Source organism: Streptomyces sp. NPDC021356, from assembly GCF_040641015.1.
Lineage (GTDB): Bacteria > Actinomycetota > Actinomycetes > Streptomycetales > Streptomycetaceae > Streptomyces.
In genome coordinates this window covers 103,692-115,814 of sequence record NZ_JBFACU010000019.1, presented here as the reverse complement: position 1 = coordinate 115,814, position 12,123 = coordinate 103,692, and the positions used below count along the sequence as shown (strand labels likewise).

At 72.6% G+C, this 12,123-nt stretch carries 14 protein-coding genes; 10 read left to right on the top strand and 4 right to left on the bottom strand.

All coding sequences use genetic code 11. The annotated features are described in order from the left end of the window. The first annotated feature begins 5 nt into the window (after window positions 1-5). A complete protein-coding gene (locus AB0G56_RS25320; protein WP_360973025.1) occupies window positions 6-881 on the top strand; it encodes a geranyl diphosphate 2-C-methyltransferase in 876 nt (291 codons plus the stop codon). 35 nt (window positions 882-916) lie between these two features. On the opposite strand, the gene AB0G56_RS25315 is transcribed toward AB0G56_RS25320, so the two are convergent. Beyond that, on the bottom strand, window positions 917-1,279 hold the full coding sequence (locus AB0G56_RS25315) for a hypothetical protein (protein ID WP_360973023.1): 363 nt from the start codon (window positions 1,277-1,279) through the stop codon (window positions 917-919). Between the two features lie 100 nt (window positions 1,280-1,379). Between AB0G56_RS25315 and sigJ the strand changes: the two genes are divergently transcribed. Continuing rightward, window positions 1,380-2,297: an RNA polymerase sigma factor SigJ gene (gene sigJ, locus AB0G56_RS25310; RefSeq protein ID WP_360973021.1), complete on the top strand. Its 918-nt coding sequence runs from the start codon at window positions 1,380-1,382 to the stop codon at window positions 2,295-2,297. A 9-nt stretch (window positions 2,298-2,306) separates the two neighbouring features. On the opposite strand, the gene AB0G56_RS25305 is transcribed toward sigJ, so the two are convergent. Next, a complete protein-coding gene (locus AB0G56_RS25305) occupies window positions 2,307-2,903 on the bottom strand; it encodes an HD domain-containing protein (RefSeq protein ID WP_360973019.1) in 597 nt (198 codons plus the stop codon). A gap of 377 nt (window positions 2,904-3,280) precedes the next feature. Here AB0G56_RS25305 and AB0G56_RS25300 point away from each other — a divergent pair, with 377 nt between their 5' ends. From AB0G56_RS25300 to AB0G56_RS25265, 8 genes are all read left to right on the top strand, one after another. Then, on the top strand, window positions 3,281-4,231 hold the full coding sequence (locus AB0G56_RS25300; protein ID WP_360973017.1) for an urea transporter: 951 nt from the start codon (window positions 3,281-3,283) through the stop codon (window positions 4,229-4,231). Window positions 4,232-4,235: 4 nt separating this feature from the next. Next, on the top strand, window positions 4,236-4,541 hold the full coding sequence (locus AB0G56_RS25295; RefSeq protein WP_360973015.1) for an urease subunit gamma: 306 nt from the start codon (window positions 4,236-4,238) through the stop codon (window positions 4,539-4,541). Between the two features lie 38 nt (window positions 4,542-4,579). Then, window positions 4,580-5,020 (top strand): urease subunit beta, encoded by a 441-nt coding sequence (locus tag AB0G56_RS25290; RefSeq protein WP_360973013.1) that lies wholly within the window; start codon window positions 4,580-4,582, stop codon window positions 5,018-5,020. Then, window positions 5,020-6,744, top strand: a complete 1,725-nt coding sequence (gene ureC / locus AB0G56_RS25285) for an urease subunit alpha (RefSeq protein ID WP_360973011.1) — start codon at window positions 5,020-5,022, stop codon at window positions 6,742-6,744. Before AB0G56_RS25290 ends, ureC begins: the two co-directional genes overlap by 1 nt. A 107-nt stretch (window positions 6,745-6,851) precedes the next feature. Then, window positions 6,852-7,538, top strand: a complete 687-nt coding sequence (locus AB0G56_RS25280) for an urease accessory UreF family protein (RefSeq protein ID WP_360973103.1) — start codon at window positions 6,852-6,854, stop codon at window positions 7,536-7,538. Window positions 7,539-7,596: 58 nt separating this feature from the next. Beyond that, window positions 7,597-8,304: an urease accessory protein UreG gene (ureG, locus tag AB0G56_RS25275; RefSeq protein ID WP_360973009.1), complete on the top strand. Its 708-nt coding sequence runs from the start codon at window positions 7,597-7,599 to the stop codon at window positions 8,302-8,304. Window positions 8,305-8,363: 59 nt separating this feature from the next. After that, window positions 8,364-9,242, top strand: coding sequence for an urease accessory protein UreD (locus tag AB0G56_RS25270; RefSeq protein ID WP_360973101.1), 879 nt, complete (start codon window positions 8,364-8,366; stop codon window positions 9,240-9,242). A 315-nt stretch (window positions 9,243-9,557) separates the two neighbouring features. Then, window positions 9,558-10,487, top strand: a complete 930-nt coding sequence (locus tag AB0G56_RS25265; RefSeq protein ID WP_360973007.1) for a hypothetical protein — start codon at window positions 9,558-9,560, stop codon at window positions 10,485-10,487. 50 nt (window positions 10,488-10,537) lie between these two features. Here AB0G56_RS25265 and AB0G56_RS25260 read toward each other — a convergent pair whose 3' ends face one another. Next, the gene (locus AB0G56_RS25260) at window positions 10,538-11,218 is read right to left on the bottom strand and encodes a GntR family transcriptional regulator (RefSeq protein WP_360973005.1); all 681 of its coding nucleotides are present in this window, start codon (window positions 11,216-11,218) and stop codon (window positions 10,538-10,540) included. Between the two features lie 149 nt (window positions 11,219-11,367). Next, window positions 11,368-12,093: an aspartate/glutamate racemase family protein gene (locus AB0G56_RS25255; RefSeq protein WP_360973003.1), complete on the bottom strand. Its 726-nt coding sequence runs from the start codon at window positions 12,091-12,093 to the stop codon at window positions 11,368-11,370. Between the last annotated feature and the right edge of the window lie 30 nt (window positions 12,094-12,123).

The window sequence follows — 12,123 nt, the reverse complement described above, 5'->3', positions numbered from 1 at the left end:
TCACGTTGACCATCGTCCAGCCCAGCACCACGTCCGCCCCGCTGCCGGCCCAGTCCCGGTACCAGAGCCGCGTCGCGGACTACTGGAACACCGAGGAGAACCCGGTCAACCTGGAACTCGGAAGGATCGACGACCTCTACCACCACCACTACGGCATCGGAGAGGCCGACCGGACGGTCCTGGACGAACCCGACCCGGACCTGCGCCGCGAGCGGATCACCGGGGAACTGCACCGCCTGGAGCACGCGCAGGCCGAACTCCTCGCCTCCCACCTCGGCGCGCTCTCCCCCGCCGACCGGGTCTTCGACGCCGGGTGCGGGCGCGGCGGCGGCAGCGTCGTGGCGCACCTGCGGTACGGCTGCCACGCCGACGGCGTCACGATCTCCGCCAAGCAGGCCGACTTCGCCAACGAGCAGGCACGCAAGCGCGGCATCGACGGCAAGGTCCGCTACCACCACCGCAACATGCTCGACACCGGCCTCGCCTCCGGCGCGTACGGGGCCTCCTGGAACAACGAGTCCACCATGTACGTGGAGCTGGACCTGCTGTTCGCCGAGCACGCCCGGCTGCTGCGCCGAGGCGGACGCTACGCCGTGATCACCGGCTGCTACAACGACGCCTACGGGCGCGCCTCGCGTGAGGTGTCCCTCATCAACGCGCACTACATCTGCGACATCCATCCCCGCTCCGCCTACTTCCGCGCCATGGCCCGCAACCGGCTGGTCCCCGTGCACGTCGAGGACCTCACCCAGGCGGCGCTTCCCTACTGGGAGCTGCGCGGTGAGGCCGACCACCTGGCCACCGGCATCGAGGAGACCTTCCTGACCGCCTACCGCAACGGCAGCTTCCAGTACCTGCTCATCGTGGCCGACCGGGTGTGAGGTGACCGCCGAGGGCCTTCGATCGCCGAGGGCCTTCAGCGGCGTGCCAGCGCCAGCAGGCTCAGCCCGAACATCAGGACGCCCAGCGGGAGATGGACCGCCGGTATGTGAGCGATGCCGAGCACGACCTGGACCGAGGCGAGGACGAGGAAGCCGGACGCGTGCCAGACGGGCCGGGGCGAGCCGCCGCCCGGCTTCCACGCCAGCACCGCCGCGAGCACGTACAGCATCGACGCCCCGTACATGACGCGGGCGCCGACGCTGTGCAGCGTCTCCCCGTAGGACGAGGTGAGCAGCAGTCCCGCGGAGACCGCTTGCAGGAAGATGGTCAGGGTCTGCAGGGTGATCGCCATGCGCAGGAACGGGAAGCGCTGCTGTGCCGTCGCCCGGGTCGCCATGCCATGTCCTCTTTTCCGCCCGTGGGCAGTGGATCGGTAGGGTCTCACCAGCCCGACGACGCGGGCCTGCGAAAGGTAAGGCGAGGGGGCGGTCGGCAGCATGGTGGCGGCGGGGGCGGGCGTCGACGGGACGGCCGGTGAGCGGCGGCAACTGATCAATGTCGCTTACCGGTTGCTCGGTTCACTGGCCGAGTCCGAGGACGCGGTGCAGGAGGCGTACGCGCGCTGGTACGCGCTGCCGCGCAGCCGGCGGGAGGAGATCGTGTCCCCCGGCGCCTGGCTGACGAAGGTGACCGGCCGGGTCTGCCTGGACGTGCTCGGCTCGGCGCGGGCCAGGCGGGAGCGCTATGTCGGCGCCTGGTTGCCCGAGCCGCTGCCGGACCGCGCGGAGTGGGGCCGCGGCCACGGCAGCGACCCGGCCGACCAGATGGTCCTGGACGAATCGGTGAGCATGGCGTTCCTCGTCGTCCTGGAGTCGATGACACCCGCAGAGCGGGTGGCGTTCGTCCTGCACGACGTCTTCCGCTACCCCTTCGCCGAGATCGCCGACGTCCTCGGCCGGACCCCCGCGGCCTGCAAGCAGCTCGCGGCCTCCGCCCGGCGGCGCGCGCGTCTCGCGCGGGACCCGGGGGCGGCGGCCGGGCAGGCCGGCACCGTACGGCACGTCAAGGAGGCATGGCAGGCGAAGGACATCGCGGCCCTCGTCGACCTCCTCGACCCGGCCGCCGTGATGACCGCCGACGGCGGCGGCACGGCCGGCGCCGCCCTGCGCCCGATCGAGGGCGGGGCGCGCATCGCCCAGTACATGGTCGCCATCGCCGACAGGGCTGCGGGACTCGAACTCCTGGAGCGCACGGTCAACGGCACGCCGGGTCTGGTGGCCCGGCGCGCCGGCACCGTCATGACGGTGGCCTCGTTCGAGGTGACCGACGGCCGCGTCACCCGGATCTGGGCGGTCCGCAACCCGGAGAAACTGCGCCCGTGGGGCCAGGCCGAGCAGACCCGAGTCCGGCGCTGAGCACGGCCCCTACACGACCCGGTGACCGTAGCGTGCGGCCAGTGACGTGACGTCAGGCTCGCCGAACTCCGCGCGCAGGGCGTCGAAGGCGTGGACCTTCTCCGTCCCGAAGCGGGCGACGTAGCGGGCGTAGGACGGCGCCGTCAGGAACTTCGGCGGGGTGCTCTTGCTGTGGAACTTGTCGGCGTACATGACCACTCTCTCCTCGGCACTCTCCGCGAGATAGTCCCCGGGCGGCAGCGGGAGCCGTTGGGAGCGGATGTCGTGCTCGGTGAGGCCGACGCCCGTGTGGTGGGAGCAGAAACGGCCGAGCCGCTCGGGAAGCCCTTCGCCGCGCAGGATCTCGTGCCCGAGCACGCCGTGGCGGATGTAGTTGCCGCCGTCGAGGTTCCCGTCGGCGTCGTAGAGGTGATAGACGCCGATGTCGTGGAGCAGGGCGCCGGCCCGGACCAGCTCGCCGTCCCATTCCAGCGGTGCCGCCGCGAGGAGTTGGGCGCTGAGGTGCCACACGATCTCGCAGTGCGTGTACACGAGGTCGAACGCTTCCTGGGTGGGCGCGTACTTCTCGTGGAGCGCACGGATCTCTTCGATGCCGGGAAGGGTCATGCCGCGAGCCTGGTCTCCTGAGTCGGGTATGCGCCGGTGGGCGCGCGCAAGTGTGGCACAGGGGGCGTCACCGGGCTCCGGCGGCGGGGGCTCCCCCGGCCACGGAACCCCCCACGCTTTGGTCGATTTTTCACCCTGAAAATCCCAAGGGCGTGCCAAGGCTTTGAATTCAAGATCAAGCTTTTCGTATCCTCGGAGGTCACGCCGACCTCGCTCATCAGCGGTGATGCCGTTGCGTGACCCGCTGGTCACATGAGGCTGGTGAGCCTTTCCGGCCAGGGCCAGGCGTAGCCTTCAACAAGTTGTTGATCACGCAGCATCTCGCCGTGCATCAGCGGTAGTCGGTGCCTTGAGGTGTTCCCGGACAAGGAGAAGGCATGCCTGCAGAAGGGCGGGTGGTACAGCCCAGCTGGGTTCCCGCCGATCTGGGACGTATACCGCTGCGCGGCATCGCACAGGTCGCCCTCAGCCCGAGCCCCTGGACCGGACTGCTGTTCGCCGTGGCCCTGTTCGCGGGGAGCTGGCGGGTCGGGGTCTACGGAGTGCTCGGCGCGGCGGCCTCCACCGGCGCCGCGGCCGTCCTCGGCGCCGACCGCGACGGTCTGACCAAAGGGCTCGAGGGGTACTGCGGCTGCCTGACCGCCATCGCCGTCGTCGTCCGGCTCGGCGCCTCGTGGCGGACCGCGGTGCTCGCGGTCCTGGCCGCCGCGGTGTGCGCGGTGGCGTCCGCGGCGGCCGTCCGCCTGCTGGGCCGCCTCCAACTCCCGGCGCTGACCGCCCCCTTCTGCCTGGTCGCCGGAGTGCTGGCCATCGCCCTGCCCACCGCTCCCGCGGCCCCCGCGCCGCCGATCGCCGCGGACGGGTTCACCACCCTGTCGGCCGCGGAACTCGGCCGGGCCTTCTGCAACGACTTCGCCCAGGTCTTCCTCCTGGACAAGTGGTACGCCGGCCTGATCCTCCTCGCCGGCCTGCTCGTCGCGTCCCGCGCCGCCGCGCTCGCGGCGGCCTGCGGCAGCGTCGTCGCGGTCCTGGCGGCCTGCGCCATGGGGCTGCCCGCCGACCGGATCAGCGACGGACTCTACGGCTACAACGCGGTGCTCGTCGCGATCGCGCTGGGTGCCACCTTCCTGGCCCCCACCGCCTGGACCGCCGGGTACGCCACGCTCGCCGCCGTGGCCTCGGTCCCGTTCACCGCCGCCTGGCAGGCCTTCGCCCAGCCGTCCGGCGGGCCCCCCTTCACCTGGCCGTTCGTCGTGACGACCTGGCTCTTCCTCGCGGCCGTTCCAGCCCTGGACCGGCCCGGCATCTCGTTCGAGAAAGCGAAGTGACGCCATGAACCTCGCACCGCGCGAAATCGACAAGCTCCACGTCTACGTGGTGGCGGACCTGGCCCGCCGCCGCAGGGCCCGGGGCACCAAGCTCAACTACAGCGAAGCGGCGGCGCTGATCACCGAGGCGGTCCTGGAGGCGGCCCGTGACGGGCACACCGTCGCCGAGTGCATGGAGCTGGGCCGCAAGGTCGTCACCGCCGACGACGTCATGCCCGGCGTGCGCGACATGCTCACGGTCCTCCAGGTCGAGACGGCCTTCGTGGACGGGACCAAGCTGGTCACCTGCCACGACCCCATCAGCGCCTGACGCCCGCCTGATTCACCGCCTGGAAAGAGGAGACAACGATGTCGGGTGGAGCCCACTACCTCTACGGGGACGATCCCGTGGAGATCAACGCCGGCCGGGCGACGGTCGCGCTGACCGTCGCCAACACCGGTGACCGTGCCGTCCAGATCGGCTCCCACTACCACTTCTTCGAGGTCAACCGCGCGCTGCTGTTCGACCGCGAGACGGCGTACGGCATGCACCTGGACATCCCGTCCGGCACCGCCGTGCGCTTCGAGCCCGGTGACACCCGCGAGGTGGAGCTGGTCGCCTTCGGCGGCACCCGCCGTCTCGTCGGCTTCGCCGGACTCGTCAACGGCGGTCTGAACACCGACGACACCCGGCGCTCCGCCGTGCGCCGCGCCGGAGAGCTGGGATTCGCCACCACCTCGGCCACCGCCGGGGCCACCACCGCCGCCGCCGGCGACGCCGACACCGAGAACGAGGGGGCCGACCGCTGATGGCGATCATCCCGCGCAAGCAGTACACGGACCTGTTCGGCCCCACCGTGGGCGACCGGTTCCACCTCGCCGACACCAACCTGGTGGTCGAGGTCGAGTACGACCACAACGCCGGTTCGTACGGCGACGAGGCCGTCTACGGCGGCGGCAAGGCCATCCGCGACGGCATGGCCCAGGACCCGGCCGCGCTCAACCGCGAGGGCGCACTCGACCTGGTGATCACCAACGTCGTGGTCCTCGACCCGGTGCTGGGTGTCGTCAAGGGCGACATCGGGGTCCGCGACGGTCTGATCGTCGGCGTCGGCAAGGCCGGCAACCCGCACGTGCAGAACGGCGTCGACCCCAAGCTGGTCATCGGCCCGGGCACCGAGGTGATCTCCGGTGAGCACCTGATCGCCACCGCCGGCGGCGTCGACACGCACATCCACTTCATCTCGCCGCAGCAGGCCCAGGAGGGCCTGTCCAACGGCATCACCACCTTCTTCGGCGGCGGCACCGGGCCCACCGACGGCAGCAACGGCACCACCTGCACCCCCGGCCCGTGGAACATCCACCGCATGCTGGAGGCCGTCGAGGACCTGCCGGTCAACGTAGGTCTGCTCGGCAAGGGCAACGGCAGCCTGCCCGAGGCGCTGCGCGAGCAGGTCGAGGCGGGCGTGGCCGGTCTGAAGGTGCACGAGGACTGGGGCGCCACCCCCGCCACCATCGACAACGCGCTGAGCGTCGCCGACGAGTACGACGTGCAGATGGCCATCCACACCGACACCCTCAACGAGGGCGGGTTCTTCGAGGACACCCTGTCCGCGATCGACGGCCGGACGATCCACACCTTCCACACCGAGGGCGCGGGCGGCGGTCACGCCCCCGACATCATGCGGGTCGCGGGCGAGCCGAACGTGCTGCCCTCCTCCACCAACCCCACCCTGCCGTACACCATCAACTCGGTGGACGAGCTGCTGGACATGGTGATGGTCTGCCACCACCTGTCCCGCGACATCCCCGAGGACGTCTCGTTCGCCGACAGCCGGGTGCGCGCGGAGACCATCGCGGCCGAGACGGTGATGCACGACCTGGGCGTCATCAGCATCTTCTCCTCCGACTCCCAGGCCATGGGCCGGGTCGGCGAGTCCTTCTCGCGTGCCTTCCAGACCGCGCACCACTGCAAGGAGGTGCGGGGCGCGCTGGCCGAGGACAGCTCCCGCAACGACAACGCGCGCGTGCTGCGGTACCTGGCCAAGCTCACCATCAACCCGGCGATCGCGGTGGGCGCCTCCGACGTGATCGGCTCGCTGGAGCCCGGCAAGCTCGCCGACATCGTGCTCTGGCCGATCAACTCCTTCGCCGCGAAGCCCAAGCTGATCATCAAGGGCGGCATGGTGAACTGGGCGCTGATGGGCGACCCCAACGCCTCCCTGCCGACGCCCCAGCCGGTCTACTACCGGCCGATGTTCGGCAGCATGGGCCGGGCCCGGCAGCGTACCTCGGTCACCTTCATGTCGCAGGCGTCCATCGCCGCCGGCGTCCCGGGCGAGCTGGGCCTCGGCCGGCGCATCGAGCCGGTGCAGCGCTGCCGGACCGTCGGCAAGCAGCACATGGTCCGCAACGACGCGCTGCCGCGCATCGAGGTGGACCCGGAGACCTACAAGGTCACCGTCGACGGCGAGCCCGCCACCATCGAGCCGGCCGAACGCCTGCCGCTCAACCAGCTCTTCTACATCGTCTGACCCACCCCCACGACGGGCCGCAGGGCACCCCGCGTGCCCTGCGGCCCCCACGGCCGGCCCGAGGGGCGGCCATCCGGCAGGAACGGAAACCCGGCGTGAACGACCCGATGCCGATCCCGGCGCTGCTGACCGGGCTCCAGCTCACCGACTCGGCCTTCCCCAGCGGCTACTACACCCTCTCCCACGGCCTGGAGGGCTTCCAGCAGGCCCGTGCCGTCACCCCGCGCACCCTCCCCGCCCTCCTGGACGACCTGCTCCGCCACAGCGCGGGACCGGCCGACGCCACCGCCCTCGCCCTCACCCACCGCGCGGTGAGCGCTGACGACTGGGACGAGGTGGTGGCCGTGGAACGGCGGCTGCACGCGACCAAGCTGGGCCGTGAGGCACGGCAGGCCGCCGTGCGCACCGGACGGCAGCTGCTCGACCTGGCCGACGAGGTCTACGGCACGAAGCCGATCGAGCGGTACCGGACGCTGTACCGGGACGGCGCGGTGCGCGGCTGCCAGCCGGTCGTCGCCGGCGTCGTCCACGCCGGCAACGGCCTCACCGCACGGCAGGCCGTCACCTGTGAGCTGTTCGCCTTCGCCGCCAGCTTCGTCGGCGCCGCCCTGCGACTGCGGCTCACCGACCACCGGCGGGCCCAGGTCGTCCTGCACGGCGCCGCCCCGGTGATCGAGGAGACCGTCGAGGCGGCGCTGCACAGGGACCTGGCCGACATCGGCGGATGCGTGCCCGTGGCCGACGTCATGGCAGGCCGCCACGAACGCGCCGAGGCCCGGCTGTTCGCCAGCTGAGCCACGGCACCCACCCCCCACCGAGAACCACCACGTCTGACAAGGAGCACGGATCACCATGCACGACCCCACACAGGTCAAGGGCTCCCACCACCACGACCACGACGAGTTCGTCCGGCGCCCCAAGGACGGCGTGCTGCGCGTGGGCGTCGCCGGGCCGGTCGGCTCGGGCAAGACCGCGCTGATCGAGGCGCTCGTCCCGGTGCTCATCGAGCGCGGCCGGACCCCCGCCGTGATCACCAACGACATCTACACCTCCGAGGACGCCGCGCACGTGCGGCGCACCCTGGACGGGATCCTCGCCGCCGACCGCATCGTCGGCGTGGAGACGGGGGCCTGCCCGCACACGGCGGTCCGGGACGACCCGACGATGAACCAGGCCGCGGCCGACGAGATCCTGGAGCGTTTCCCCGAGGTGGACACGCTGCTCTTCGAGAGCGGCGGCGACAACCTGACGCTCACCTTCAGCCCCGCACTCGTCGACCTGTTCCTGTTCGTCCTGGACACCGCCGAGGGCGACAAGATGCCCCGCAAGCGCGGCCCGGGCATCACCGAGTGCGAGCTGCTCGTCATCAACAAGGTCGACATCGCCCAGTACGTACGGTGCGACCTGGCGCAGATGGAGTCGGACGCCCACACCGTCCGGGAGGGCCGGCCGGTGGTACTCACCAACTCCCTCACCGGTCAGGGCCTGGACACCATCGCCGACTTCGTGCTGGCCCACGAGGCCGCCCAGCCGGCCGGTACTCCGGCGGCGTCCGCATGACGCAGGCGCCCGCGCGGCTGGACCCCGCACACTACGAACCCCGGCGGGTGCCGGCCCGGATGCTCGACCTGACCGGCATCCCGGACACCCTGGCCGCCGGGCGCCCCGGCAAGGTCGGCCTGCTCGAACTGCGCTACGCCCGTGTCGGCGAGCGCACCGAGCTCGTCGACCGCTACCAGAAGTCGCCGCTGCAGATCATGCGGCCGCTGTACGTGGACCCTCAGCGGCCGGACATGCCGTTCACCTACCTGATGTCCACCGGCGGCGGCATCGTCCAGGCCGACCGCAACCGCATCGACATCGACTGCGGTCCCGGCACTGCCGTGCACCTGACGACCCAGGCGGCCACGAAGCTGCACCGGGTGGAGTTCGACCACGCCACGCAGGTCGTCCACCTCACCGCCGGAGCCGACAGCTACGTCGAGTACCTGCCCGACCCGCTGATCCCCTACCGGGACGCCCGCTTCTACCAGCAGACCCGCGTGAGTGCCGACCCCACGGCCACCGTGCTGCTGGGCGAGACGATCGCCGCCGGCCGGCTGGCCCGCGGTGAACGGCACGCCTACCGCCTGCTGTTCAGCGATCTGGAGATCACGCGCCCCGACGGCGACCTGCTGGTGCTGGACACCGTACGCCTGGACCCGCACGAGTCCGGTTCGGTCACCGGCCCGGCGGTCTTCGGCGGCCACGACCTGATGGCGACGCTGTTCGCGCTCACGCCGCTCGCCCCCGCCGCCGCGGTCGCCGACACGCTGCACGAGGCGTTGCGCACGTCCGGCGTGGTCTTCGGCGTGAGTGTGCTGCCCGACGACTGCGGGGCGTGGGTGCGCATCATGGGCAGCGACTCGCCGAAGGTGGCCCGCGCCCTGCGCACCGCCTGGGACGCGGTGCGCCGCCTGCTCATCGGCGTCCCCGCCCCCGACCTGCGCAAGACCTGATGCGCAGGACCTGACGGGCAGGACCTGACGGGCCCGCTCCGCCTCCCCGCGGCGCGCCGCCCGGGTCTGCGGGAGTCCCGTCGCCGATGGTCGGTGCGGCCCGAAGAGGTCCGTCAGGGGCTGAGCGAGCGCGACGCGGGAGCGCGCGATCCGTTGCGGCCGCGCATCGCGGTGCACGGCGGCCTCGTCGGCCACGACGGTCGGCGGCGGCGCGGACGACGGGACGGACGGCGCGGCCGTGGACGGTCGCGGACAGCCCGCGCGGCAGGGGCCTTCCGGATGCGGGAGGGCCCCGGGCGGTGGAGCCTGGGGATCATGAGGCGCGAGGACCGGCGCGGCGGCACGGGGCACGAGGTGGACTCGGCCCTCGACGGCCTCTACACCGTGCCGCCGGCCGACTTCGTCGCCCGCCGTGAGGAGCTGGCGGGTGCGGCCAGGGCCGACGGACGCGCCGAGGACGCCCGACGGATCCATGCCGCGCGGCGCCCCACCCTGGCGGCCTGGGCGGCCAACCTGCTGCTGCGCTCCCGCCCGGCGGAGAGCGAGCAGTTCCTGGAGCTGGGGCAGGCGCTGCGCGAGGCCTACCGCAGCCTGGACGCCGACGGGCTGCGGGAGTTGTCCGCCCGGCGCCGACGCGTCGTCGCCGCCCTGTCCCGGCAGGGGGCGCGGCTCGCCCGGGACGCGGGGCACCCGCTGTCCGACGCGGTGCGCCAGGAGCTGGAGTCCACCCTGCGCGCCGTGCTCAGCGACACTGAGGCCGCCGGTCAGTGGGCCGCCGGCCGGCTGCACAGCGCGCTCACCCCGCCCTCGGTGTTCCCCGGCGACAGCGGTCCGGCGTCCGGGGCGGCCCCGACGGCGCGTCGGCCGGCCGCCACGGCCGCACCGGCCGGCCCTCAGGAGAAGGACGAGCCGGCCGAGCGGCGCCGGGAACGGGAGGCGCGGCTCGCGGCGGCCAGGAAGGCGGCCGAGGAGGCCGGACAGCGGCTGAACGCCCTGCGGGCAGAACACGCCGAGGCCGACGCACGGGCCCGGCGGGCGGGCGATTCGTGCGGCCAGGCCCGGAAGCGGTTGTCTGCGGCCGAGGAGGAGGTGCGCCGGGCCGGGGAAGGGCTGCGGCGGGCCGAGCGGGAGCGGGAGGAGGCCGAGCGGCGGCTGCGGGCAGCCGCCGACGCGGTCGGCGTGGCGGAGCGGGAGGCGCGCAGGGCCGAGCGGGAGGCGGACCGGTCGGCGGCGGGCGGCCGGTAGCGGCCCCCGTCGCGGTGTGCTGCGCCGTCCCGGCCGGCCGACGGGTTCGGTCAGTCCTGGTGGCCGTCCTGTCCGCCATCCTGTCCGTGGGCCTGGTTGCGGTGGCCCAGGGCCGCGCTGCGGCCGGTCGCCAGGTGTTTCAGGACGAGCGCTTCGACCCGCTGGACGTCGCGTTCCGCGATGGCCTGGTAGAGGGCCTCGTGTTCCAGTGCCACGCCCAGCAGGTCGTCGTGCTGGCCCCGGAACCACCGCATGCGGCTGCTGAGGACGCGGTCGAGTTCGTTGAGCAGTTCGTTGGCGGCCAGGGTGGTGACGGTCTGGTGGAAGTCGGCCGCGGCCCGGCGGGCCCGTACGGCGTCGCCGGCGCGGGCCGCTTCCAGTTCGGCGTCCAGGTCCGCGCGCAGTCGCTGGAGCCCGGCGCGTGTGTGCCGGTGCGCGGCGAGCCGGAAGGACAGGGTCTCCAGGGCCGAACGGACCTCGTCGAGATCGGCGACGTCGCTCGCGGTGAACTCGCGCACCACCGCCCAGGTCCTCGGCCGTGGTGTCACCAGCCCTTCGGACACCAGTGTCTTCAGCGCCTCGCGCACCGGGAGCCGGCTCACGCCCAGCGCCTCGGCCAGTTCGCGCTCGACCAGACGGCTGCCGGGTTTCCGTACGCCGTCGAGGATCTCGTCGCGCAGTTGCCGCGTCACGCGCTCGGACTCGGGCACGTAGTCCTCTGCCACCGCCATCGTCGTCCTTCGTCTCCCGTCCCGTTCCGGCACCGTCCGTGCCGGCTCCCCTCCCGTTCCGGCACCGTCCGCGTCCGTGCTGCTCAGCGGCCGGGCGGCCCGTCAGGATACCCCGTGGCCAGGACGGGTCCCCCGGCGGGCGGGGCGGGTCAGGCGGTTCGCGGGGGCCAGTTGGCGATGTGCTTGGGCCGCGGCGGCGCGTAGGTGCGCACCTTGGAGGTGGACAGGCCGAGGCGGACCAGGGACTCGGCGATCGTCACGGCGGCGCTCACTCCGTCGACGACCGGGACCCCGGTGCGTTCCGCGACCTGTCCGGCCAGGCCGGCCATGCCGCCGCAGCCCAGGCAGATGACCTCGGCACGGTCGTCGGCCACCGCGCGCACGGCTTGTTCGGCGATGGCGTCCGCGGCGGCCCGCTCGTCCTGTTCCAGGGCGAGTACGGGGAGCCCGGTGGCGCGGACGGAGGCGCATCTGGCACTCAGCCCGGCCACCTCCAGCCGCTCCTCGATCAAGGGGACCGTACGGTCGAGGGTCGTGACGACGGAGTAGCTGCGGCCCAGGAACCGGGCCGTGCTCGCCGCCGCCTCGGTGATGTCGACGACGGGGACGTCGAGCAGTTCCTGGAGTCCTTCGCGTCCGTGTTCGCCGTACCCGGCCTGGATCACGGCGTCGTACGGGCCGGGGTGGGCGCGGACCGTCTCCATGACGGCGACGGCGGCGAGGTAGCTCTCGTAGTTGCCCTCGACGGACTCCGCGCCGAAGGAGGGGGTCAGCGGGACGATCTCCGTACCCGGTGAGGCGGCGCCGGCCGCCTGCTTGCCGATCGCGTCGGTGATGGACCGGGTGGTGTTGACGTTGACGATGAGGATGCGCATGGGAGCGGGCCTTCTGCCTTCTGCTCGGGC

Coding starts and splice junctions, on each gene's coding strand:
- AB0G56_RS25315 (WP_360973023.1), bottom strand. CDS start 1,279: ATGGCGACCCGGGCGACGGCACAGCAGCGCTTCCCGTTCCTGCGCATG.
- sigJ (WP_360973021.1), top strand. CDS start 1,380: ATGGTGGCGGCGGGGGCGGGCGTCGACGGGACGGCCGGTGAGCGGCGG.
- AB0G56_RS25305 (WP_360973019.1), bottom strand. CDS start 2,903: ATGACCCTTCCCGGCATCGAAGAGATCCGTGCGCTCCACGAGAAGTAC.
- AB0G56_RS25300 (WP_360973017.1), top strand. CDS start 3,281: ATGCCTGCAGAAGGGCGGGTGGTACAGCCCAGCTGGGTTCCCGCCGAT.
- AB0G56_RS25295 (WP_360973015.1), top strand. CDS start 4,236: ATGAACCTCGCACCGCGCGAAATCGACAAGCTCCACGTCTACGTGGTG.
- AB0G56_RS25290 (WP_360973013.1), top strand. CDS start 4,580: ATGTCGGGTGGAGCCCACTACCTCTACGGGGACGATCCCGTGGAGATC.
- ureC (WP_360973011.1), top strand. CDS start 5,020: ATGGCGATCATCCCGCGCAAGCAGTACACGGACCTGTTCGGCCCCACC.
- AB0G56_RS25280 (WP_360973103.1), top strand. CDS start 6,852: ATGCCGATCCCGGCGCTGCTGACCGGGCTCCAGCTCACCGACTCGGCC.
- ureG (WP_360973009.1), top strand. CDS start 7,597: ATGCACGACCCCACACAGGTCAAGGGCTCCCACCACCACGACCACGAC.
- AB0G56_RS25270 (WP_360973101.1), top strand. CDS start 8,364: ATGCTCGACCTGACCGGCATCCCGGACACCCTGGCCGCCGGGCGCCCC.
- AB0G56_RS25265 (WP_360973007.1), top strand. CDS start 9,558: ATGAGGCGCGAGGACCGGCGCGGCGGCACGGGGCACGAGGTGGACTCG.
- AB0G56_RS25260 (WP_360973005.1), bottom strand. CDS start 11,218: ATGGCGGTGGCAGAGGACTACGTGCCCGAGTCCGAGCGCGTGACGCGG.
- AB0G56_RS25255 (WP_360973003.1), bottom strand. CDS start 12,093: ATGCGCATCCTCATCGTCAACGTCAACACCACCCGGTCCATCACCGAC.